Source organism: Actinocorallia sp. API 0066 (assembly GCF_020991275.1).
Classification (GTDB): Bacteria; Actinomycetota; Actinomycetes; order Streptosporangiales; family Streptosporangiaceae; genus Actinocorallia.
In genome coordinates, this window is record NZ_JAJLQY010000006.1 from 306,340 (window position 1) to 327,264 (window position 20,925).

Annotated in this window: 21 protein-coding genes; 13 read left to right on the forward strand and 8 right to left on the reverse strand. The window is 71.2% G+C overall.

Going from position 1 to position 20,925, the window contains the following annotated elements; genetic code table 11:
- Window positions 1–86 precede the first annotated feature (86 nt).
- Window positions 87–1,220 (forward strand): aminotransferase class V-fold PLP-dependent enzyme, encoded by a 1,134-nt coding sequence (locus LO762_RS17615; RefSeq protein WP_230616436.1) that lies wholly within the window; start codon window positions 87–89, stop codon window positions 1,218–1,220.
- Between the two features lie 26 nt (window positions 1,221–1,246).
- The gene (locus LO762_RS17620; RefSeq protein WP_230616437.1) at window positions 1,247–1,552 is read left to right on the forward strand and encodes a sulfurtransferase TusA family protein; all 306 of its coding nucleotides are present in this window, start codon (window positions 1,247–1,249) and stop codon (window positions 1,550–1,552) included.
- 35 nt (window positions 1,553–1,587) lie between these two features.
- Here the strand turns inward: LO762_RS17620 and LO762_RS17625 are convergent, their stop codons facing one another.
- Together LO762_RS17625 and erpA are read right to left on the reverse strand one after the other, a co-directional pair.
- Window positions 1,588–2,550 (reverse strand): carbohydrate kinase family protein, encoded by a 963-nt coding sequence (locus LO762_RS17625; RefSeq protein WP_230616438.1) that lies wholly within the window; start codon window positions 2,548–2,550, stop codon window positions 1,588–1,590.
- Between the two features lie 132 nt (window positions 2,551–2,682).
- The gene (gene erpA, locus LO762_RS17630) at window positions 2,683–3,027 is read right to left on the reverse strand and encodes an iron-sulfur cluster insertion protein ErpA (protein ID WP_255686242.1); all 345 of its coding nucleotides are present in this window, start codon (window positions 3,025–3,027) and stop codon (window positions 2,683–2,685) included.
- A gap of 229 nt (window positions 3,028–3,256) precedes the next feature.
- Between erpA and nadA the strand changes: the two genes are divergently transcribed.
- Entirely contained in the window at window positions 3,257–4,408 is a 1,152-nt protein-coding gene (gene nadA, locus LO762_RS17635) for a quinolinate synthase NadA (RefSeq protein WP_230616440.1), read from the forward strand.
- Window positions 4,409–4,513: 105 nt separating this feature from the next.
- On the opposite strand, the gene LO762_RS17640 is transcribed toward nadA, so the two are convergent.
- On the reverse strand, window positions 4,514–4,792 hold the full coding sequence (locus tag LO762_RS17640; RefSeq protein WP_230616441.1) for a hypothetical protein: 279 nt from the start codon (window positions 4,790–4,792) through the stop codon (window positions 4,514–4,516).
- Between the two features lie 3 nt (window positions 4,793–4,795).
- Entirely contained in the window at window positions 4,796–5,584 is a 789-nt protein-coding gene (locus tag LO762_RS17645; RefSeq protein ID WP_230616442.1) for a PspA/IM30 family protein, read from the reverse strand.
- Window positions 5,585–5,700: 116 nt separating this feature from the next.
- Between LO762_RS17645 and LO762_RS17650 the strand changes: the two genes are divergently transcribed.
- A complete protein-coding gene (locus LO762_RS17650) occupies window positions 5,701–6,288 on the forward strand; it encodes a DUF3043 domain-containing protein (protein ID WP_230616443.1) in 588 nt (195 codons plus the stop codon).
- A gap of 30 nt (window positions 6,289–6,318) precedes the next feature.
- The gene (locus tag LO762_RS17655; RefSeq protein ID WP_230616444.1) at window positions 6,319–7,320 is read left to right on the forward strand and encodes an aldo/keto reductase family protein; all 1,002 of its coding nucleotides are present in this window, start codon (window positions 6,319–6,321) and stop codon (window positions 7,318–7,320) included.
- Here the strand turns inward: LO762_RS17655 and LO762_RS17660 are convergent.
- Window positions 7,317–7,538 (reverse strand): hypothetical protein, encoded by a 222-nt coding sequence (locus tag LO762_RS17660; protein ID WP_230616721.1) that lies wholly within the window; start codon window positions 7,536–7,538, stop codon window positions 7,317–7,319. The genes LO762_RS17655 and LO762_RS17660 overlap by 4 nt on opposite strands.
- Before the next feature lie 96 nt (window positions 7,539–7,634).
- On the opposite strand from LO762_RS17660, the gene LO762_RS33555 reads away from it, so the two are divergent.
- The 6 genes from LO762_RS33555 to LO762_RS17690 all read left to right on the forward strand — a co-directional run bounded on the left by LO762_RS33555 (window position 7,635) and on the right by LO762_RS17690 (window position 14,786).
- The gene (locus LO762_RS33555) at window positions 7,635–8,561 is read left to right on the forward strand and encodes a bifunctional adenosylcobinamide kinase/adenosylcobinamide-phosphate guanylyltransferase (protein WP_230616445.1); all 927 of its coding nucleotides are present in this window, start codon (window positions 7,635–7,637) and stop codon (window positions 8,559–8,561) included.
- A gap of 40 nt (window positions 8,562–8,601) precedes the next feature.
- Complete coding sequence (locus LO762_RS17670) at window positions 8,602–9,369, forward strand: adenosylcobinamide-GDP ribazoletransferase (protein ID WP_230616446.1); 768 nt, start codon at window positions 8,602–8,604, stop codon at window positions 9,367–9,369.
- 64 nt (window positions 9,370–9,433) lie between these two features.
- Window positions 9,434–10,903: a leucyl aminopeptidase gene (locus LO762_RS17675; protein WP_230616447.1), complete on the forward strand. Its 1,470-nt coding sequence runs from the start codon at window positions 9,434–9,436 to the stop codon at window positions 10,901–10,903.
- A 123-nt stretch (window positions 10,904–11,026) separates the two neighbouring features.
- Window positions 11,027–12,406, forward strand: coding sequence for a dihydrolipoyl dehydrogenase (gene lpdA, locus LO762_RS17680; RefSeq protein WP_230616448.1), 1,380 nt, complete (start codon window positions 11,027–11,029; stop codon window positions 12,404–12,406).
- 43 nt (window positions 12,407–12,449) lie between these two features.
- Window positions 12,450–13,874: a 2-oxoglutarate dehydrogenase, E2 component, dihydrolipoamide succinyltransferase gene (sucB, locus tag LO762_RS17685; RefSeq protein WP_230616449.1), complete on the forward strand. Its 1,425-nt coding sequence runs from the start codon at window positions 12,450–12,452 to the stop codon at window positions 13,872–13,874.
- Window positions 13,875–13,889: 15 nt separating this feature from the next.
- Window positions 13,890–14,786 carry a TIGR01777 family oxidoreductase gene (locus LO762_RS17690; protein ID WP_230616450.1) on the forward strand — a complete coding sequence of 299 codons (897 nt, stop codon included), beginning with the start codon at window positions 13,890–13,892 and terminating at the stop codon, window positions 14,784–14,786.
- Window positions 14,787–14,949: 163 nt separating this feature from the next.
- On the opposite strand, the gene LO762_RS17695 is transcribed toward LO762_RS17690, so the two are convergent.
- Together LO762_RS17695 and LO762_RS17700 are read right to left on the reverse strand one after the other, a co-directional pair.
- Window positions 14,950–16,320, reverse strand: a complete 1,371-nt coding sequence (locus tag LO762_RS17695) for an aldehyde dehydrogenase family protein (RefSeq protein ID WP_230616451.1) — start codon at window positions 16,318–16,320, stop codon at window positions 14,950–14,952.
- Window positions 16,321–16,340: 20 nt separating this feature from the next.
- Window positions 16,341–17,873: an acyl-CoA synthetase gene (locus tag LO762_RS17700; protein WP_230616452.1), complete on the reverse strand. Its 1,533-nt coding sequence runs from the start codon at window positions 17,871–17,873 to the stop codon at window positions 16,341–16,343.
- Window positions 17,874–17,979: 106 nt separating this feature from the next.
- On the opposite strand from LO762_RS17700, the gene LO762_RS17705 reads away from it, so the two are divergent.
- Window positions 17,980–18,588, forward strand: a complete 609-nt coding sequence (locus LO762_RS17705; protein WP_230616453.1) for a TetR/AcrR family transcriptional regulator — start codon at window positions 17,980–17,982, stop codon at window positions 18,586–18,588.
- A gap of 298 nt (window positions 18,589–18,886) precedes the next feature.
- Here LO762_RS17705 and glnA read toward each other — a convergent pair whose 3' ends face one another.
- On the reverse strand, window positions 18,887–20,311 hold the full coding sequence (glnA, locus tag LO762_RS17710; RefSeq protein WP_230616454.1) for a type I glutamate--ammonia ligase: 1,425 nt from the start codon (window positions 20,309–20,311) through the stop codon (window positions 18,887–18,889).
- Window positions 20,312–20,440: 129 nt separating this feature from the next.
- Here glnA and LO762_RS17715 point away from each other — a divergent pair, with 129 nt between their 5' ends.
- The gene (locus LO762_RS17715) at window positions 20,441–20,914 is read left to right on the forward strand and encodes an RDD family protein (RefSeq protein ID WP_230616455.1); all 474 of its coding nucleotides are present in this window, start codon (window positions 20,441–20,443) and stop codon (window positions 20,912–20,914) included.
- Window positions 20,915–20,925: the final 11 nt, after the last annotated feature.

Sequence of the window (20,925 nt, forward strand, 5' to 3'; positions counted from 1 at the left end):
GCAATTCACTAGTTCCCTCGTTGTGGTGGACACATTAGCGCGGGTGTCCGGAGAGTCCCCGCCGGGACCCCCGTTAGTGTCGTGGTGTGCCTTTTTTCGACGCCGCCTCGACCGAACCGCTGCATCCCGCCGCACGTTCCGCGCTGCTCGACGCGTACGCGACCGGCTGGGCCGATCCGGCGCGTCTGTACGGATCGGGACGACGGGCCAGAATGCTACTGGATCAGGCACGGTCGCGGATCGCGTCGCTGCTGTCGGTGCGCCCGGACGAGCTGAGCTTCACCACGTCGGGCACGCAGGCCGTCCACCTGGCGGTGCTGGGCGCGCTCGCGGGCAGGCGGCGGGTCGGAAGGCACCTGGTGGTGAGCGCGGTCGAGCACTCCAGCGTGTTGCACGCGGCCGAGGCGCACGAGCGGGACGGCGGCGCGGTGACGACGGTCCCGGTGGACCTGTACGGGCGGGTCGATCCCGCCGCGTTCGCCGCGGCGCTGCGGCCCGACACCGCGCTAACCTGCCTTCAGTCGGCCAACCACGAGGTGGGCACGGTCCAGCCCGTCGCGGAGGTGGCGGCGGCGTGCCGGGCGGCGGGTGTTCCCCTTTTTGTCGACGCGGCGCAGTCGCTCGGGCGCGTCGCCGTCCCGGACGGCTGGTCGCTGCTGGCGGGCAGCGCGCACAAGTTCGGCGGGCCGCCGGGCCTGGGCCTGCTCGTCGTGCGCAAGGGCACCCGGTGGCGCTCGCCGCTGCCCGAGGACGAGCGCGAGGGCAGGCGGGTGCCGGGGTTCGAGAACGTGCCGGCGGCCGCGGCGACGGCGGCGACCCTGGAGGCGGCGACGGCCGAGTCCGGCGCGGCGGGCGCCCTGCACCGGGAACTCGTCGAGCGGATCAGGGCCGAGGTGCCCCGGCTCGTCGCGGACGTCGAGATCGTCGGCGATCCCGTACGACGCCTGCCCCACCTGGTGACGTTCTCCGTCCTCTATGTGGAAGGTGAGGCGATCGTCACCGAACTGGACAGGCTTGGTTTTGAGGTTTCCTCAGGAAGTTCCTGTACTGCGGATAGCCTTCGTCCTAGCCATGTACTGGAGGCCATGGGAGTGATTACCCATGGCAACGTCCGGGTATCGCTGCCCCGGGGAGCGACCGCCGCGGACGTCGACCGGTTCCTCGCCGTCCTGCCCGAGGCGGTGGTCCGGTTGCGCCGTAGTGCGGGCGTGACCTCCTGACCGCACCGCCAGAAGGGAAGCAGACCATGCGCTTCCGCCGCCGCCGCGCCGCCGAGGCCGAGCAGGCAGTACCCGAGCCCGTCCCGGTGCCCGCCGGGCCCCCCGCCTACCTCGTGCTCGACGCGCTGGGCCGCAAGTGCCCCATCCCGATCATCATGCTCGCCGAGCGGATCCGTGAGGTGCCGCTCGGCCAGGTCGTCGCGGTGCAGGCCGACGACGCGGCGGCCCGCACCGACATCCCGGCCTGGTGCCGGATGAAGTCGCAGACGTTCGTCCGGGAGGAGGCCCTGCCGCAGGGCGGCTGGGCCTTCCACATCAAACGCGACTACTGAACCGGGCCGCGCGCCCGCCCCTGACGAGGCGCCCCTTACAACAGGTGCGCGGCGACCTCGGCGGACGCGTCGGCGCCGTAGGCGGCGGCCATCCGCTCGACCAGGGTGGCCCGGTCGAGCTGGTACTCCTGGGCGCCCGCCGTCTCCAGCGCGTGCGCCGCCACGAGGTTGCCGAGCTGGGCGGCCCGCTCCAGGCCCAGGCCCCAGGCGACGGCGGCGAGGAAACCCGCGCGGAACGCGTCGCCGACCCCGGTCGGCTCGACCTTGTTGACGTCCGGCGCGGCGGGCACGTGCAGGCCGGGCTCGCCCTTGCGGTCGATGACGACGCCCTTGGCGCCCATCGTGGTCACCCGGATCTCGACCCGGTCCAGCACGTCGCCGTCGGTCCAGCCGGACTTCTGCTCGCAGAGCGCCTTCTCGTACTCGTTGGTGAACAGGTAGCGGGCGCCGCCGAGCAGCCGCCGCACCTCCGCGCCGTCCATCCGGGCGAGCTGCTGGGACGGGTCGGCGGCGAACGGGATGCCGCGCTCGCGGCACTCGTCGGTGTGCCGGACCATCGCCTCGGGGTCGTTCGGGCTGACCAGGACGAGGTCGAGGTCGCCGAGCGGGGACAGCTCGATGTTGCGGGCCTCGGCCATCGCGCCCGCGTAGAACGAGGCGATCTGGTTGTGGTCGGTGTCGGTGGTGCACATGAACCGGGCGGTGTGCCGCAGCTCGGAGGTGTGCACGCCGGAGCAGTCCACGCCGTGCCGCTCCAGCCAGGCGCGGTAGTCGGCGAAGTCGGCGCCGACCGAGCCGACGAGCAACGGGTTCAGGCCGAGCGAACCGAGGCCGAAGGAGATGTTGGCGGCGATGCCGCCCCTGCGGATCTCCAGTTCGTCGACCAGGAAGGAGAGCGAGACCTGCGCGAGCTGGTCCGGCAGCAGCTGGTCGGAGAACCGCCCCGGGAAGGTCATCAGATGGTCGGTCGCGATGGAGCCTGTCACGGCGATGCGCACGGCTGTGCTCTCCTCATGCGGGGAAAGAAAAAGGGCCTGCACAGCGTACTGTGCCAGGCCCCGGGAGGGCTGAACACCCTCCGGCCGCGCGCGACCGCCGTCCGGCAGTGGACGCCCCGAAACGCCGCCAGCTCAGGAGAAGCTGTCGCCGCAGGCGCAGGAACCGGTGGCGTTCGGGTTGTCGATCGTGAAGCCCTGCTTCTCGATGGTGTCGACGAAGTCCACGGTGGCGCCGCCCAGGTAGGGGGCGCTCATCCGGTCGGTGACCACGCTGACGCCGTCGAAGTCGGCGACGACGTCGCCGTCCAGCGAACGCTCGTCGAAGAACAGCTGGTAGATCAGGCCGGAGCAGCCGCCGGGCTGCACGGCGACGCGCAGCGCGAGGTCGTCCCTGCCCTCCTGCTCCAGCAGAGCCTTGATCTTCTGCGCGGCGGCGTCGGTGAGGACGATCCCCTGCTGAGTGCTGATCTCCGTCATGTTCATGTACTCCCGGTGCGGGGCGAGTGTGCTTGGCAGTGGGACTGCTTCGAATGACAACGTACCTGCCCGCGGGGTTCTTCCCCACACGGCGGGATTTTTTCATGGTGCCACGGGTGCCTCCCCGAAGCCCAGGGGCACCCCGGATTCACCCACATGTCCGGCCTTGTGGTTACATGGGTGTCGTCAGAACGACGATAAGTCCCCCGTTCGCGGGAAGGGAGCCCCCGTGACGACCACCACCGATCTGCCACTGCTCTTCCTCGGCCAGGGCGCCGACCCCGCGAGCGAGCGGGGCGTGGACTGCCCCGGCGACCTGCCGGCGGCCTCCGACCCGGCGCTGGTGGAACGTGCCCGCGCCGCCAAGGCCGCGCTCGGCGACAGCGTCTTCATCCTCGGCCACCACTACCAGCGTGACGAGGTCATCCAGTTCGCCGACGTCACGGGCGACTCCTTCAAGCTGGCCCGCGACGCCGCGGCCCGGCCCGACGCGCCCCACATCGTCTTCTGCGGCGTGCACTTCATGGCCGAGTCCGCCGACATCCTCACCACCGCCGAGCAGAAGGTCATCCTTCCCGACCTCGCGGCGGGCTGCTCGATGGCCGACATGGCGACGTTCGACCAGGTCGAGGACTGCTGGGACGCCCTCGCCGACGCCGGGATCGCCGACCGGGTCGTGCCGGTCACCTACATGAACTCCTCGGCCGACATCAAGGGGTTCGTGGGCAGGCGCGGCGGTGTGGTGTGCACCTCCTCGAACGCCAAGCGGGCCCTGGACTGGGCCTTCGCGCGGGGCGAGCAGGTCCTGTTCCTGCCCGACCAGCACCTCGGCCGCAACACCGCGGTGCTGGAGATGGGCATGACGCTGGAGGACTGCGTCGTCTACAACCCGCGCCGCCCGAACGGCGGGCTGACCGTCGAGCAGCTCCGGAACGCGAAGATGATCCTTTGGCAGGGGCACTGCTCGGTGCACGGGCGGTTCACCCGGGCGTCGGTGGAGGAGGTCCGCGCGCGGGTGCCGGGCGTCAACGTGCTGGTGCACCCCGAGTGCCGCCACGACGTCGTGACGGGCGCGGACTACGTCGGCTCGACCGAGTACATCATCAGGGCGCTGGAGGCCGCCGAGCCCGGCAGCGCCTGGGCCATCGGGACCGAACTGAACCTCGTCAAGCGGCTGGCGAACGCACACCCGGACAAGAACGTGATGTTCCTGGACAAGGCCGTGTGCTTCTGCTCGACCATGAACCGGATCGACCTGCCCCACCTGGTGTGGGCGCTGGAGTCGCTGGTCCGGGGCGAGGTGCCCAACCAGATCACGGTGGACGCCGACACCGCCCACTACGCCCGCGTCGCCCTCGACCAGATGCTAGCCCTGCCGTAGTAACACGCACCTTTGATCCGGGACCGTGCGGTCCCGGATCGGGTGCGCCGGGGATCACGCGTATGACGCCCGTGTCCCCCTCCCGGACGACGCCGGTCTCCCGGGTCAGTCCGGGATGAGGCCGGAGTCGCCGAGCATGTTCCTGACGTCGTCGATGTGCGCGTCGGCGGGCGGCAGGATGAAGTCCGACGGCTCAAGGCTGTCGTCGGGCAGCGGGCTGCCCGCCTCGCGGACGCTTTCGAGCAGGGCGGCCAGCGCGTCCCGGAAGGCCGCGTCGTCCGCCCGCTCGATCGTCGCCTCCAGGGCGTCGTCCAGTTTGTTCAGCTCGGGCAGCGCGCTCTCGTCGAGCTCGATCTGCCCCTCGCCCATGATCCGGACGATCATCGCTCAGCCCCCCTGCTGCGGCCTCTGGTCGTGCGGCTGCTGCTGCCCCTGCGGCGCCTGCTGGGCGCCCGGGTCGAGCTGCTTGGGCGCACCGCCCTGGCCCAGCTCGGCCTTGAGCCGCTCCAGCTCCAACTCCACACCGGTGCTGGACCCGACCCTGTCGAGTTCGGCCTGGATGTCGTCGCGCGGGCCGCTGAAGTCGTCGAGCGCGCCCGACGCCAGCAGCTCGTCGATCGCCCCGGCGCGGGCCTGGAGCTGCGCGGTGCGGTCCTCGGCGCGCTGGACCGCGAGGCCCACGTCGCCCATCTCCTCGGAGATGCCGCTGAACGCCTCGTTGATCCTGGTCTGCGCCTCGGCGGCGGTGTAGGTGGCCTTGATCGTCTCCTTCCGGGTGCGGAAGGCGTCGACCTTGGCCTGGAGCCGCTGGGCCGCCAGGACCAGCTTCTCCTCCTCGCCCTGCAACTGCTGGTACTGCACCCGCAGGTCGCTCAGCTGGGAGTCGAGGCCCGCACGGCGCTCCAGCGCCGACCGCGCGAGGTCCTCACGGCCCAGTTGCAGCGCCTTGCGGCCCTGCTCGGTCAGTTTGTTGTGCTCTCCTTCGATCCGCGAGATCTGGAGCTCCAGGCGCTTGCGGGAGGTCGCCACGTCGGCCACGCCCCGCCTCACCTTCTGGAGCATCTCCACCTGGCGCTGGTAGGAGTAGTCCAGGGTCTCCCGCGGATCCTCCAGTTGGTCCAACGCCCTGTTGGCCTTGGATCTGAAGATCATCGACATTCGCTTCATCACGCTCATCGCGCGCGGACGTCCCTTCGTGATACGGGTCGGGCTCCCTCTTCACCCTACGCTTTCGACGCTCGGGGGATCTACGAGGTTCCTCACCGGTATCGACATCAAATATCCTTCGTTCTGTGTTCCGACGTGGCGGTGCAACCCCGCAGACCCCCGAGACGGCCGAAGACCTCCCTACGAAGGAGGGCGGCAAGGGCCGTCCCACGCCCAAGCGCGCGGAGGCCGAGAAGAGCCGCCGCAACCAGCGCGTGGTGGCGCCCAAGGACCGTAAAGAGGCGTACAAGCAGGTGCGCGAACGGCAGGCCCGCGACCGCGCCAAGGTCCGCGAGGGCATGGCCAGGGGCGACGAGAAGTACCTGCCCAAGCGCGACCAGGGCCCCGTCCGGGCGTTCGCCCGCGACTACGTGGACTCGCGCCGCACGGTCGGCTCCTACCTCATGCTGATCATGTTCGTGGTGGTCATGGCGAGCTTTGTGCCGCACCCCGCCACCCAGGTGTTCTTTGTGCTGGTTCCGCCGGTCCTGCTGGCCGTGGTGCTCACCGAGAGCCTGCTGCTGTCCCAGTCGGTCAAGCGGATCGCCAGGGAGCGGTTCCCGGACGAGGCCGTCAAGGGCGTCGGCCTGTACGCGGCGTCCAGGTCGCTGCAGATCCGGCGGCTGCGGCTGCCGAACCCGCGCCGCAAGCCGGGCGAGAAGCACCTGGTCTGAGCGGGTTTCGGGCGTCCTAGGATCGGGATCATGGAATTCCGCAACCTGGGCCACAGCGGCCTGAAGATCTCCGAGATCGCCTACGGCAACTGGATCACACACGGCTCCCAGGTCGAGGAGGACGCGGCGCGCGCCTGCGTCGCCGCCGCCCTCGACGCGGGGATCACCACGTTCGACACCGCCGACGTCTACGCCGGGACCCGCGCGGAGGAGGTGCTCGGCCGGGCGCTGAAGGGCGTCCGGCGTGAGTCGCTGGAGATCTTCACCAAGGTCTACTGGCCGACCGGTTCAGGACCGAACGACAGGGGCCTGTCCCGCAAGCACGTCATGGAGTCGATCAACGGCTCCCTGCGCCGTCTGGGCACCGACTACGTGGACCTGTACCAGGCGCACAGGTTCGACCACGAGACGCCGCTGGAAGAGACCGTGCGCGCCTTCGAGGACGTCGTCCGGCAGGGCAAGGCGCTGTACGTCGGGGTCTCGGAGTGGCGCGCCGAGGAGATCGAGGCGGCGCTGCGGATCGCCGACGAGCGCGGCTTCGACCGGATCATCTCCAACCAGCCGCAGTACTCGATGCTGCACCGCGTCATCGAGGCCGAGGTCGTGCCTCTGTCCGAGCGCGAGGGAATCGGCCAGATCGTCTGGTCGCCGATCGCCCAGGGCGTCCTCACCGGCAAGTACCTGCCGGGGCAGGCGCCGCCCGCCGGATCACGCGCGACCGACGACAAGGGCGGCGCCGACATGGTCCGCGCCTGGATGCGCGACGAGGTGCTGGAGCGGGTGCGGCGGCTGCGGCCGATCGCGGACAAGGCGGGGCTGTCCATGGCTCAGCTCGCCGTCGCGTGGGTGCTGCAGAACCCGAACGTGTCCGCCGCGATCATCGGGGCGTCCCGGCCCGAGCAGGTCCACGACAACGTCAAGGCCGCGGGCGTCAAGCTGGCGCCCGAGCTGCTCGCCGAGATCGACGCGGTGCTGGGCGACGCCGTCGTACGGGACCCGGCCCTCACCCAGTCGCCGAAGCCGCGGCCCTAGTCGAGCGCCAGTCTCAGCGGGCCGTACACCGTGCGGTCGTCGTCCAGCAGCCAGACCTGGGCGACGCCCGCCTCGGCGAGGACCCGCCAGTGCTCGCCGAGCCAGCTCTCGGCGTCGCTCTGCGTGCTCTGGTATTCGGGCTGCTCCTGCACGTCAGGGAGCCCGGTGGTCGGGACCACCGTTCCGTCGGCCTTCTCGTACCGCCAGCTCCACGCCATCTGCACCGCGCTCCCCTCGACCGACTACCGCCCCTGCCACGGCCCCGCGCCGGGTTCGGTGAGCCCGGCGGACGGCCGCCCCGCGATCATAGTCGGGTGCGCATCGAGATCGAGGGAGACGCCTCCGCCGGGGGCTGGCCCGTGCCGGACTGCGGGTGCGCGTCGTGCGGGTCGGCCGCCGCCGCGCCGCACGCCGCGTTCCGGGTCCGGGTGGACGGGGTGCCGCTGGACCGGCTGGAGGCGGCGCCGGTTCCGGGCGGGTGCGAGGTGCGGGCGCCGTCGGGGGCGCTGCTGCTGTGCGCGGCGCCCGGCGGCCTGCCCGAGCCCGTCTCAGACAGTACTTTCGCGGCGGTCCTGCTGGACCTGCTCGCCGATCCGTTCCATCTCGGGGCCCTGCGCGCGCGGGGGGCCGTCGGAGCGGGGACGGCCGTCTACGCGGTGCACGTGGACCACCGGGTGCGGAACGAGGCGGAGCTGGCGCGGCGGCTGGAGTTCTGGCGTCGTCCGCCTACCGGGCGGACCCTTCTGCTGGGCGGCTCACGGTCGGGCAAGTCGGCGGAGGCGGAGCTGCGGCTTTCCGGGCATCCACGGGTGACGTACGTGGCGACGGGGCCCGTCGCGGACTCCGATCCGGACTGGGCGCGCCGGGTGGGGGCGCACCGTGAGCGGCGTCCCGCGCACTGGGGGACGCTGGAGACTACGGATCTCGTCTCGCTGCTCTCGAAGGAGCGTGACGCGCTTCTGATCGACGGCCTGGGAACCTGGCTCGCCGCCACGATGGACACGGCGGGGGCCTGGGACTCGCCCGAGGCGGCGCTCCCCCACCTGGACGCGCTCGTCTCCGCCTGGCGGGCCACGCGGGCGACCGTCGTGGCCGTCACCGACGAGGTCGGCCTCTCGCTCGTCCCCGAGACCCGCTCCGGGCGCCTGTTCCGCGATCTGCTCGGCGCGCTCAACCAGCGGCTGGCCGACGCCTCCGAGTCCGTCGCCCTCGTCGTCGCGGGCCGCGTCCTGCCGCTCTGACCCCGGCGGGCGGGCGGCGGGAGGAGTAGGGTCGGCCGACGTGGGGATTCCTGGAGGGTTGCGGCTTTCGTTCGGGCTGCTCAGCGTGGTCCCGGTGCGGTACTCGCGGGCCGGGCGGGCGGAGTTCGGCGCGGCGATGCGGTGGGCGCCCGTCGTCGGGCTCGCGGTCGGGGTCGTCCAGGGCGCGGTGTTCTGGGGGCTGGACGCGTTGGGGGCGGGCGGTCTGGTCGCGGCGGTGCTCGCGGTCGGGCTGGGCGCGGCGCTGACGCGCGGGCTGCACTGGGACGGGCTCGCCGACGTCGCCGACGGGCTCGGCAGCGGACGGCCCGCCGAGACCGCCCTGGAGATCATGAAGAAGTCCGACATCGGGCCGTTCGGGGTGCTCGCCCTGGTGTTCACGGCGCTCGTCCAGGTGGCGGCGGTCGCCTCGCTCGCCGAACCGGCGCTCGCGCTCGTCGTCGCCGCCGTCGCCGGGCGCGTCGCGATCGTGCGGGCCTGCGCGCTCGACGTGCCCGCGGCCCGGCCCGACGGGCTCGGCTCGATGGTCGCCGGGACCGTCCCGCGCGGTCCGGGCACCGTGCTGACCGCCCTGCTGCTCGGCGGCGCCGGACTCGCCGCGCTCGCCTGGACCGGATCGCCGCGCGCGGCGCTGCCCTACGCGCTCGCGCCGCTCGCGGGACTCCTCCTCGCCGGGCTGTTCCGGCGCCACCTCGTCCGCAGGTTCGGCGGGATCACCGGCGACGTGCTCGGCGCGCTGTGCGAGGGCACGGTCGCGGTGTGCCTCGTGGCCCTCACGCTGGGTCGCTGAGGTGGGCGCGGCGCTTGATCGAAACGGGGAAAACAGGTGCGGGGGGCGAGTAAGGTCGAGAGGCGTGACGACGAATCTCAAGCTCACCCAGAACGATCCCGCCTCCCTCGACGTCGACGCCGTCGTCGTCGGCGTCCTGCCAGGTCCCTCCCTCGCGCCCGGCGCCGAGGCTGTGGACACGGCGCTCGGCGGGCGTCTGGTCGAGGCGCTCAAGGCCGTCGGCGCCACCGGCAAGGCCGGTGAGGTGCACAAGCTGCCGACACTGGGCGCGCTGCCCGCGCCCGTCGTCGTCGCGGCCGGCCTGGGCGCGGACCCCACCGCCGAGACGCTGCGCCGCGCCGCCGGAGCCGCCGTGCGCGCGCTGGCGGGCAAGGGCACCGCGGCGCTGGCACTGCCCGCCGCCGACGCCGACGCGGCCGCCGCGGTGGCCACCGGCGCCCTGCTGGGCAACTACGCTTTCGGCCGCTACCGGACGGGCGAGCAGCCCGAGACCGTCGGCGAACTCCTCGTCGCCGCGCCCGCCGAGACGCAGGCGCGGGTGGCGGAGGAGGCCGTCGTCGCCGAGGCCGTCACCCTCGTCCGCGACCTGGTGAACACGCCGCCGTCGCACCTGTCCCCCGAGGACCTCGCCGACGTCGCCGACCGGGTCGCCAAGGCCACCGGCCTGGACGTCGAGATCCTCGACGAGAAGGCGCTCGTGGACGGCGGCTACGGCGGCATCGCGGGCGTCGGGCAGGGCTCGGTGAACCCGCCCCGGCTGGTCCGGCTCTCCTACACCCACCCCGAGGCCGACAAGAACGTCGTGTTCGTCGGCAAGGGCATCACCTTCGACACCGGCGGCATCTCCATCAAGCCCGCCGAGGGCATGGACTGGATGAAGTCCGACATGGGCGGCGCGGGCGCCGTCCTCGGGGCGCTCCAGGCCATCGCCACGCTCAAGCCCAAGGTCAACGTCATCGGCTACCTGACCATCGCGGAGAACATGCCGTCCGGCACCGCGCAGCGGCCCTCCGACGTCATCACCATCTACGGCGGCAAGACCGTCGAGGTCCTCAACACCGACGCCGAAGGCCGCCTCGTCATGGCCGACGCGCTCGCCCGCTCCGCCGAGGACTCCCCCCACCTGCTCGTGGACGTCGCCACCCTCACCGGCGCGGCCCTCGTCGCGCTCGGCGTGCGCACCACCGGCGTCATGGCCAACGACGACGAGGTGCGCGAGAAGGTCGTCGCGGCCGCCGAGTCCGTCGGCGAGCAGTCCTGGGGCATGCCGCTGCCCGACGAGCTGCGCAAGGGCCTGGACTCGCCCGTCGCCGACATCGCCAACATCTCCGGCGACCGCTGGGGCGGCATGCTCACCGCCGGGATCTTCCTCAAGGAATTCGTGCCCGACGGGGTGCGTTGGGCCCATCTGGACATCGCCGGGCCCGCCTTCAACAAGGGCGAGCCCTACGGCTACACGCCCAAGGGCGGCACGGGGGCCGCGACCCGGACCCTCGTCCGCCTCGCCCGGGAGGTGGCGGACGGGAACCTGTGACCCGTCTCATGCACCGCCGGGACCTACCGGTCAGTACAAGTGAAAAGATTGTCCTACCTGGCACTTCTCGGCTCGGCTACACCCCGCCGGGTGATCAGTGTGGATCGGAATAAGGAGCATCCAGTGGCGAACAAGGGCCCGTACGACCTCGTCGTACTCGGAGGCGGGAGCGGGGGCTACGCCGCGGCGCTACGCGCGTCCGAGCTGGGCATGCGCGTCGCCTTGATCGAGAAGGACTCCGTCCTCGGAGGCACCTGCCTGAACCGGGGTTGCATCCCCACCAAGGCGCTGCTGCACGCCGCCGAGGTCGCCGACGAGATCAACGAGGCGAAGAACTACGGCATCAAGGCGACGTTCGAGGGCATCGACGTCGAAGGCGTCCAGGGCTACAAGAACAAGATCGTCTCCACCACGGTCAAGGGCCTCACCGGGCTGATCAAGTCCAAGGGCATCGAGATCGTCAACGGGCTCGGCCGCCTGGCCTCGCCGACCACCGTCGCGGTCGGCGACGACCTCTACGAGGGCGCGCACCTCCTGCTCGCCACCGGCTCGTACCCCAAGTCGCTGCCCGGCCTGGAGATCGACGGCGACCGCGTCATCTCCAGCGACCACGCCCTGGAACTCGACCGGGTGCCGTCGTCCGTCGTCATCCTGGGCGGCGGCGTCATCGGCGTCGAGTTCGCCTCGGTGTGGCGCTCGTTCGGCGCCGAGGTCACCATCGTCGAGGCGCTCCCGCACCTGCTGCCGCTGGAGGAGGAGACCTCCTCCAAGCGCCTGGAGCGGGCCTTCCGCAAGCGCGGCATCAAGTTCGAGATCGGCGTGCGCTTCGCGGGCGCCAAGACCACCGACACCGGCGTCACCGTCAGCCTGGAGAACGGCAAGACCATCGACGCCGAGCTGCTGCTCGTCGCCGTGGGCCGCGGGCCGGTCTCGGACGGCCTGGGCTTCGAGGAGACGGGCGTCCGGCTGGACCGCGGCTTCGTCGTCGTCGACGAGTACTGCCGCACCTCGGTCCCGACCATCTCCGCCGTCGGCGACCTCATCCCGACCCTCCAGCTCGCGCACGTCGGCTTCGCCGAGGGCATCCTCGTCGCCGAGCGGCTGGCCGGCCTCAACCCGACACCCATCGACTACGACGGCGTCCCCCGCATCACCTACTCCAACCCCGAGGTGGCCTCCGTCGGCATCACCTCCGCCAAGGCGCGCGAACTCGGGCTGGAGATCAAGGAGATCACCTACGACCTCGCGGGCAACCCCAAGAGCAAGATCCTGGGCACCCAGGGCGAGGTCAAGATGATCGCCGAGGTGGACGGCCCGATCCTGGGCGTGCACATGGTCGGTGCGAGAATCGGGGAGCTGGTCACCGAGGGCCAGTTGCTCTACAACTGGGAAGCCCTGCCCTCCGAGGTCGCGCAGCTCATCCACGCGCACCCGACCCAGTCCGAGGCCGTCGGCGAGGCGGCGCTCGCGCTCGCCGGCAAGCCCCTGCACGTCCACGGCTGAACCCAGCCCACGAAGCAGTTCGATAGAGGAGTCGCTGAGAACCATGCCGGTCTCCGTCACCATGCCGCAGCTCGGTGAGAGCGTCACCGAGGGCACCGTCACCCGCTGGCTCAAAAAAGAGGGGGAGACCGTCGAGGTCGACGAGCCGCTGCTCGAAGTGTCGACCGACAAGGTCGACACCGAGATCCCCTCGCCCGCCGCCGGCGTGCTGACCAGCATCGCCGTCGCCGAGGACGAGACGGTCGAGGTCGGCGCCCTGCTGGCGACCATCGCCGAGGCGGGCGAGGCGGCGGCCCCCGCGGCTCCGCCCGCCGCCGCTCCGGCGCCCGCGCCGGAGCCTGAGCCCGCCCCGGCGCCGCCCGCGCCACCTGCTCCGCCCGGCCCGCCCGCGCCGCCGGTCGCGGCTCCGGCGCCCGTGCCGTCCGTCCCCGCGCCCGCTCCGGCGCCCGCCCCCGCCGCGTGGCCGCCCGCCGCGCCGGCCGCGCCCGCCGCGTCCGTGCCCGCTCCCGCCGTCGAGGCCGAGGGCGCGTACGTGACGCCGCTCGTCCGCAAGATGGCGTCCGAGCTCGGCGTGGACCTCGCGACGGTCAAGGGCACCGGCGTCGGCGGCCGCATCCGCAAGCAGGACGTCCAGGACGCCGCCAAGGCCAAGGCCGCCGCGCCCGTCGCCGCCCCGGCCGCCGCCGCGACGCCCGTCCCGGCCCCCGCCCCCGCGCCCGTCGTCATCTCCGAGGCCGCCGCCGCCAAGCGCGGCACGACCGAGAAGCTGTCGCGGCTGCGCCAGACGATCGCCCGCCGCATGGTGGAGTCCCTCCAGGTCTCCGCACAGCTCACGACGGTCGTCGAGGTCGACGTCACCAAGATCGCCCGCCTGCGCGACAGGGCCAAGGGCGACTTCCTCGCGCGCGAGGGCGTCAAGCTGTCGTTCATGCCCTTCTTCGCCCTCGCCACCATCGAGGCGCTCAAGGTGCACCCGAACGTCAACGCGGTCATCGACTCGCAGGAGAACACCGTCACCTACCACGACGCCGAACACCTCGGCTTCGCGGTGGACACCGACAAGGGCCTGATCGTCCCCGTCATCAAGGACGCGGGCGAACTGAACCTGGCCGGGATCGCGCGCAAGATCGCCGACCTCGCCGAGCGCACCCGGACCAACCGGGTCAGCCCGGACGAGCTGGGCGGCGGCACCTTCACGCTGACCAACACCGGCAGCCGGGGCGCCCTGTTCGACACGCCGATCATCAACCAGCCGCAGGTCGGCATCCTCGGCACCGGCTCGGTCGTCAAGCGCCCGGTCGTGGTGAACGACCCGTCGCTGGGCGAGGTCATCGCGATCCGCTCGATGGTCTACCTCGCGCTGACCTACGACCACCGGATCGTGGACGGCGCCGACGCCGCCCGGTTCCTCACCACGGTCAAGAACCGGCTGGAGGAGGGCCACTTCGAGTCGGACCTCGGCCTCTAGGGCTAGTCTTCGGGCATGCGAGCGATCATCTCGGGTGCCTCTGGCCTGATCGGTAAAGCCCTCGCCACGCGGCTGCGCGGCGAGGGCTTCGCCGTCTCCCGGCTGGTGCGGCGCGCCCCCTCCGGCCCCGACGAGGTGTTCTGGGACCCGGCGGGCGGACGGATCGACACGCCCGCGCTGGAGGGCTTCGACGCCGTCGTGCACCTGGCGGGCGCGGGCGTCGGCGACCGGCCGTGGACGGCCGCGTACAAGAAGGAGATCCGGGACAGCCGGGTCAAGGGCACCGCGCTGCTCGCGAACGCGCTGGCGGGGCTGGACACGCCGCCTCGGGTCTTCGTGAGCGGGTCGGCCGTGGGGTTCTACGGGCCTTCCGGGGACGCGCCACGGGACGAGGAGGACCCGCAGGGGGGCGGGTTCCTCGCGCAGGTCGTCGCGGACTGGGAGGCGGCCGCGGCACCCGCGGCACGGGCCGGGATCCGGGTGGTGCATCCTCGGACGGGGATCGTGCTGGCGGGCCGCGGAGGGATGCTGAAGCCGCTGCTGCCGTTGTTCCGGCTTGGGCTGGGGGCTCGGCTGGGGTCCGGGCGGCAGTGGATGAGCTGGATCACGCTGCGGGACGAGGTGCGGGCGCTCTCCCACCTGGTGGGGGGTTCTCAGCTTTCGGGGCCGGTCAACCTGACTTCGCCTGCGCCGGTGACGAACGCGGAGTTCACCAAAGGGCTCGCGGGGGTGTTGGGGCGGCCTTCGTTCCTCGTCGTTCCGGCGCCGGTTCTGCGGCTTGTGTTGCGGGAGTTCGCGGACGAGGGGCCGCTGGTGTCGCAGCGAGTGCTGCCTACGCGGTTGTTGGCGGACGGGTTCGCTTTTGAGGATCCGGAGCTGGTGACGGGGCTTCGGGCGGCGTTGGGGCGGTAGGGGCCGGGGCGGACTCGTTCGGCTCTTGGGTGGGTCGCTCTTGCCTTGGTCGGCGGCCCGTCATCGGGGGCTGGTTGCGCGGGAGCACTGACGGCTTCTGACGGCCCGGGTGTGAGCGGTCCGGGCCGTCAAAAGGTCTTTGCCGGGGGTGCGGGGGTGCGGGTCAGAGGAGGCGGCGGAGGAGGCGCTTGGTGGCCTCGGTGTAGGGCGGGTAGACGAGCTTGGGGTCGGGGGTCGTGGACTTGCGCATGACGGCCTTGCGGTGGCTGAACGTCTGGAAGCCGAACTCGCCGTGGTAGGCGCCCATGCCGCTGTTGCCCACGCCGCCGAACGGCAGGTGCGGGTTGAGCACGTGGTAGCCGACGTTGTTGATGACGACGCCGCCCGCCGACACGTCGGCCAGGAACCTGCGCTCGTCGGCCTTGGACGGGCTGAACAGGTACGCGGCCAGCGGCTTCGGCCGCGACGTCACGAACTCGACGGCCTCGCCCAGGTTCGCGACGGACACGATCGGCAGGATCGGGCCGAAGATCTCCTCGGTCATGAGCGGGGAGTCGAGCTCGGGGTCGGCGACCACGGTGAAGTCGACACGCTTGTTCGCCGGGTCGCTGCCGCCGCCGTGCACGACCTTGCCGCCGTGCTTCTCCAGCAGCCCCGCGAGCCGGGCCGCGTGCCGCTCGTTGACGATCGGCCGCGCGCGTCCCTCGGTGCCCTCGGTCATCACGTCGATCGCCTTGACGACCTCGCGCGCGAACTCCTCGGCCACGCTCCGCTCGGCGAGCACGTAGTCGGGCGCGATGCACGTCTGGCCCGCGTTGAGGTGCTTGCCGTAGACGACACGGCGCGCCGCGACCGGCAGGTCGGTGGCCGCCGTGACGACGACGGGGCTCTTGCCGCCCAGCTCCAGCGTCACCGGGGTCAGGTGCTTGGCGGCGTCCGCCATGACCGCCCTGGCGATCTCGGGGCCGCCGGTGAACAGGATGTGGTCGAGTCCCTGGTCGATGAGGTCGCGGGTCGCCTCCGCCGCGCCCTCCACGACCGCGACGGCGTCCTGGTCGAGGTAGGCGGGCAGCAGCTCGGCCAGCAGCGCCGACGTCGCGGGCGCGTGCTCGGACGGCTTGACGATGACGCAGTTGCCCGCCGCCAGCGCGGCCACCAGCGGGCCCACGGCGAGGTAGAACGGGTAGTTCCAGGGGCTGATGACCAGGACGACGCCGAGCGGCTCGTACTGGATCCAGGACCTTCCCGGCTGCATCGCCAGCGGGGTCGCGACCCGCTTGGCGCGCATCCACTTGCGCACGTTCTTCTTCGCGTCCTGGACCTCGATGCGGCTGGAGGCGATGTCGGCGAACCACGCCTCGAACGACTCACGCCCGAGGTCGGACTCCAGGGCCGTCACGATGTCGTCCTCGCGTTCGGCGAGGAGGCGGCCGAGCGCGTCGAGCTGGCGGATCCGCCACGCCGCGGGCTTGGTCCTGCCCGAGGCGTGGGTCGCGCGGAGGCGGGCCACGAGCTCCGGGATCGGTGTGGACATATCGGTCCTTCCGGATTCGGTTACGACTTTGCGTATTCGTCGCGCAGGACGCGCTTGAGTAGTTTGCCCGTCGGGTGCCGCGGCAACTCGGACCGGAAGTCCACACTCTTCGGGCACTTGTAGTGCGCGAGGTTGTCCCGGCAGTACGCGATGAGCTCGGCCGCGAGCGCGTCGCCCGCCTCGTCCGGGTCGGCTGCCTGCACGACCGCCTTGACCTGCTCGCCCATCTCCGGGTCCGGCACACCGAACACGGCGACGTCCACGACCTTCGGATGCACCGCGAGCAGGTTCTCGGCCTCCTGCGGATAGATGTTGACGCCGCCGCTGATGATCATGTGGGACTGGCGGTCGGTCAGGTACAGGAAACCGTCGGCGTCGACGTGGCCGATGTCGCCCAGCGTCGTCCAACCACGGCCGTTGGGGTCCTGCGCGGAGCGGGTCTTCTCCGGGTCGCCGTGGTACTCGAACTGGGGCCCGTTGCCGAAGTAGAGCGCGCCCGTCTCCCCCACCGGCAGCTCCTCGCCGTCCGGGCCGAGCACGTGCACCTCCCCCAGCAGCACCTTGCCGACGCTGCCCGGATGCTCCAGCCAGCCCGCCGAGTCGGTGTAGACGAAGCAGTTGCCTTCCGTGCCCGCGTAGTACTCGTGCAGGATCGGCCCCCACCACTCGATCATCTGCTGCTTCACCGGGACGGGGCAGGGCGCCGCCGCGTGCACGGCGAACCTCATCGTCGAGAGGTCGTAGGCGGCGCGGACGTCCTGCGGGAGCTTGAGCAGGCGGATGAACATCGTCGGCACCCACTGCCCGTGCGTCACCCCGTACCGCTCGATCGCCCTGAGCGCCTCCTCGGGGTCGAACTTCTCCATGACGACGACCGTCGCGCCGAACCTGTGGAACGCGATCGAGTACCGCAGCGGGGCCGCGTGGTAGAGCGGCGCCGGGCACAGGTAGACGGAGTCCTCGTCGGGCGCGAACAGCATCTGGATGAGCGTGTAGAGGATGCCGGGCTGGCTTCCGAACGCCACCTTCTCCAGCTTCGGCTTGACGCCCTTGGGACGTCCCGTGGTGCCCGAGGAGTAGAGCATGTCCACGCCCTCGAACTGCTCGGCCAGCGGCTCCGGCGAGGCGGCCGCGAGGGCGTCCTCGTAGGAGTCGAAGCCGGGCGCCCGCTCTTCGGGCATCAGCCTGACGACGAGCCTGTCGTTGGCGGCCGAGATCCGGGAGGCGACCTCCGCGACGGCGGGTGAGGCGACGAACGCCTTCGCCCCGCAGTTGTCGACGATGTAAGCGGCCTCGTCGGCCGTGAGGCGGTTGCTGACCGCCGTGTAGTAGAGCCCGGAGCGCTGCGCCGCCCAGGCGACGGCGAGCAGCTCCCAGCGGTTCTCCATCATGACGGCGACGTGTTCGCCGGGGCCGATGCCGGCGGCGTGGAACACCCGCGCGAGCCGGTTGCTCGCCTCGTCCAGCTCTCTGAAGGTCACGACCCGGCCGGAGCCGGTCATGATCACCGCGGGCTTGTCCGGGGTGCGCGCCGCGATGGTTCCCAGATCCATGAGCACCTCAACGTTGAAGCGGTGTTACGTTTCCCGCATTCTGTAACATCGAGGAACAGTAAGGGAAGACTTATCCCGAATCGAATTCTAGGCAGGGAGCCCCGCCATGCTGGAGGAACTGGCCCGCCCGGCGTCCCGGACCGCCGACCGCGACCGCACCACCGAGAAGATCCTCGCCGCCGCCCTTGAGGAGTTCCTCCAGGTCGGCATCCGGCGCGCCCGGATGGAGGAGATAGCCCGTCGCGCGGGCGTCTCCCGCGTCACCGTCCACCGCCGCTTCGCGAGCAAGCAGGAGCTCGTCACCGCCGTCCTCATCGCCGAGGCCCGCGCCCTCTACGCCCGCTGCCAGGCCGAGGCCGCCACCCACCACCACCTCGAAGACAAGATCGCCGCCTGCTTCGCCCTGGTCATCGACGCCGCCCGCCGGGGCGCCCTGGCCCCCCTCCTCACCAACGACCCCGCCCCCTTCCTCCCCTCCTTCACCGTCGACGGCGAACCCCTCATCGCCCTCATGCGCGCCTTCTACCTCAACCTCCTGAGAGAAGCCGACGTCATCTACCCCACCATGGAACAGGCCACCGACGTCCTGGCAAGAGCCGTCGTCTCCTACTGCCTGACCCCCACCACCCCCACCACCCCCCTCACGGACCCCACCACCACCGCCGCCTTCGCCCGCCGCCACCTCGCCCCCATCATCCTCCCCCCGTCCCCCTGAGAGGCCGCACCGCCCAGAGCCTGCGAACACCCGGCACGGCCCCCCAGAGAGACACCACGCCGGGCCACCCCACCGGCGCAGAACTTAGGCTAGCCTAACCTAACTTTCCCCGCCACCCTTTCCCCCAACTTTCCCCCCGCCCCTCCCGCCGCACGGCCGGTGGACAAAGAGAGAACCCGCCGGGCCACTCACTGGAGCAGGCCCGACGGGCTTTGGGTGGCGGTCAGGTCAGACGTCGTTGCGATCCTCGGTCTGGATAGGGACCGCTACGGTACGTGATAGTGCTGTCGGCGGCCCGTCAGACGTCGAAGTACAACTCGAATTCGTGGGGGTGGGGGCGGAGGCGGATGGGGTCGAGTTCGTTTTCGCGTTTGTAGGTGATCCAGGTTTCGATGAGGTCCTGGGTGAAGACGCCGCCTTCCAGGAGGAAGTCGTGGTCGGCTTCGAGGGCTTCCAGGACGGCCTCCAGGGAGGCGGGGACCTGGGGGATGCCTCGGGCCTCCTCCGGGGGGAGCTCGTAGAGGTCCTTGTCGACGGGCTCGACGGGTTCGATCTTGTTGCGGATGCCGTCAAGGCCGGCCATGAGCATGGCGGCGAAGGCCAGGTACGGGTTGCAGGACGGGTCCGGGACGCGGAACTCGATGCGCTTGGCCTTCGGGTTGGTGCCCGTGATGGGGATGCGGATGCAGGCCGAGCGGTTGCGCTGGCTGTAGACGAGGTTCACCGGGGCCTCGTAGCCGGGGACCAGGCGGTGGTAGCTGTTCACCGTCGGGTTGGTGAAGGCCAGCAGGGCGGGCGCGTGCTTGAGCAGGCCGCCGATGTAGAAGCGTGCCGTGTCGGACAGGCCCGCGTAGCCGACCTCGTCGTAGAACAGCGGGCTGCCGTCCTTCCAGAGGGACTGGTGGCAGTGCATGCCGGAGCCGTTGTCGCCGAAGATGGGCTTCGGCATGAACGTGACGGCCTTGCCCGCCGCCCGCGCGACGTTCTTCACCACGTACTTGTAGAGCATCAGGTTGTCGGCCGAGTGCAGCAGCGGCGCGAACCGGATGTCGATCTCGGCCTGGCCGGCGGTGCCGACCTCGTGGTGCTGCATCTCGACGTCGATGCCGACCCTGATGAGCTGCTGGACCATCTCCGAACGCAGGTCGGTGTAGTGGTCCATCGGCGGGACGGGGAAGTACCCGCCCTTGTAGGGCGGCTTGGCCCCGAGGTTGCCGCCCTCCTCCTTGCGCCCGGTGTTCCAGGCGCCCTCGATGGAGTCGAGGAAGTAGAAGCCCTCGTTCGCCGCGGTGTGGAACCGGACGTCGTCGAAGATGTAGAACTCGGCCTCGGGCCCGAAGTAGACGGTGTCGGCGATGCCGGTGCCGACCAGGTAGTCCTGGGCCTTCTTGGCGACGTTGCGGGGGTCGCGGCTGTAGGGCTCGCCCGTCAGCGGGTCGTGCACGAAGAACGTGATGTTCAGGGTCTTGTGCTGCCGGAACGGGTCGACGACCGCGGTGGTCGGGTCGGGCAGCAGGAGCATGTCCGACTCGTGGATCTCCTGGAAGCCGCGGATGGACGAGCCGTCGAACATCAGGCCGTCGGAGAAGACGTTCTCCCCGAAGTTCGAGGCGGGGAAGGTGAAGTGCTGCACCGTACCGGGCAGGTCGACAAAGCGGACATCGATGAACTCGACGCCTTCTTCCCGGATGTAGTTCAGGACTTCCTCGGCGCTGCTGAACAATCCAGCCTCCTTCAGGGGCTTACCGATCCTGCGGGTCACACCGTCGTAACCGCCCGCCAAGCCTACGCTCGCGGTCCGACAAACGCGGGGCGCGACAGTCCGCCTGGCCGGTACCGGTAGTTTTGTGGGGTGAGCGGTGACAAGAAGGGCCCGAGCTGGACCGGAACCTGGCTGACCGGGGCCCGTACGGCGGGCGCCGACCTGGGCTACCCCGGTGAGCGCCTGGGCCTCCCCAAGAACGGTTCAGGCTCGGTCGCGAGCTACGCGCGGCGGCTGGTCGCGCTGCTGGTCGACTGGTTCGCGTCGATGATCGTCGCGGGCTGGATCAGCGGTGTGCTGGGCTGGTCGGACCAGGCGAACGCGGTGCTGAACCTCGTGGTGTTCGTGCTGCAGGCGTGGCTGCTGGTCGCCGTCGCCGGGACGACCCTGGGCAAGCGGATCGCGGGCCTGCGCGTGATCCGGCTGGACGGCCGCCCGGTCGGCCTCGGCTGGAGCCTGGCCCGCGCGCTGCTGCTGGGCCTGGTCGTGCCCGCCCTGCTGTGGGACCGCGACCACCGCGGCCTGCACGACAGGGCGGCCAACACCGCCGTCATCGAGTACTGAGCGCCCGCGGG

Bases quoted from the DNA above. Each gene is read 5' to 3' on its own strand.
- LO762_RS17705 (WP_230616453.1), top strand. From the start codon at position 17,980: ATGCTGGAGGAACTGGCCCGCCCGGCGTCCCGGACCGCCGACCGCGAC.
- LO762_RS17645 (WP_230616442.1), bottom strand. From the start codon at position 5,584: ATGAGCGTGATGAAGCGAATGTCGATGATCTTCAGATCCAAGGCCAAC.
- LO762_RS17660 (WP_230616721.1), bottom strand. From the start codon at position 7,538: ATGGCGTGGAGCTGGCGGTACGAGAAGGCCGACGGAACGGTGGTCCCG.
- LO762_RS17695 (WP_230616451.1), bottom strand. From the start codon at position 16,320: ATGTCCACACCGATCCCGGAGCTCGTGGCCCGCCTCCGCGCGACCCAC.
- sucB (WP_230616449.1), top strand. From the start codon at position 12,450: ATGCCGGTCTCCGTCACCATGCCGCAGCTCGGTGAGAGCGTCACCGAG.
- LO762_RS17620 (WP_230616437.1), top strand. From the start codon at position 1,247: ATGCGCTTCCGCCGCCGCCGCGCCGCCGAGGCCGAGCAGGCAGTACCC.
- LO762_RS17655 (WP_230616444.1), top strand. From the start codon at position 6,319: ATGGAATTCCGCAACCTGGGCCACAGCGGCCTGAAGATCTCCGAGATC.
- erpA (WP_255686242.1), bottom strand. From the start codon at position 3,027: ATGACGGAGATCAGCACTCAGCAGGGGATCGTCCTCACCGACGCCGCC.
- LO762_RS17700 (WP_230616452.1), bottom strand. From the start codon at position 17,873: ATGGATCTGGGAACCATCGCGGCGCGCACCCCGGACAAGCCCGCGGTG.
- LO762_RS17690 (WP_230616450.1), top strand. From the start codon at position 13,890: ATGCGAGCGATCATCTCGGGTGCCTCTGGCCTGATCGGTAAAGCCCTC.
- LO762_RS17640 (WP_230616441.1), bottom strand. From the start codon at position 4,792: ATGATCGTCCGGATCATGGGCGAGGGGCAGATCGAGCTCGACGAGAGC.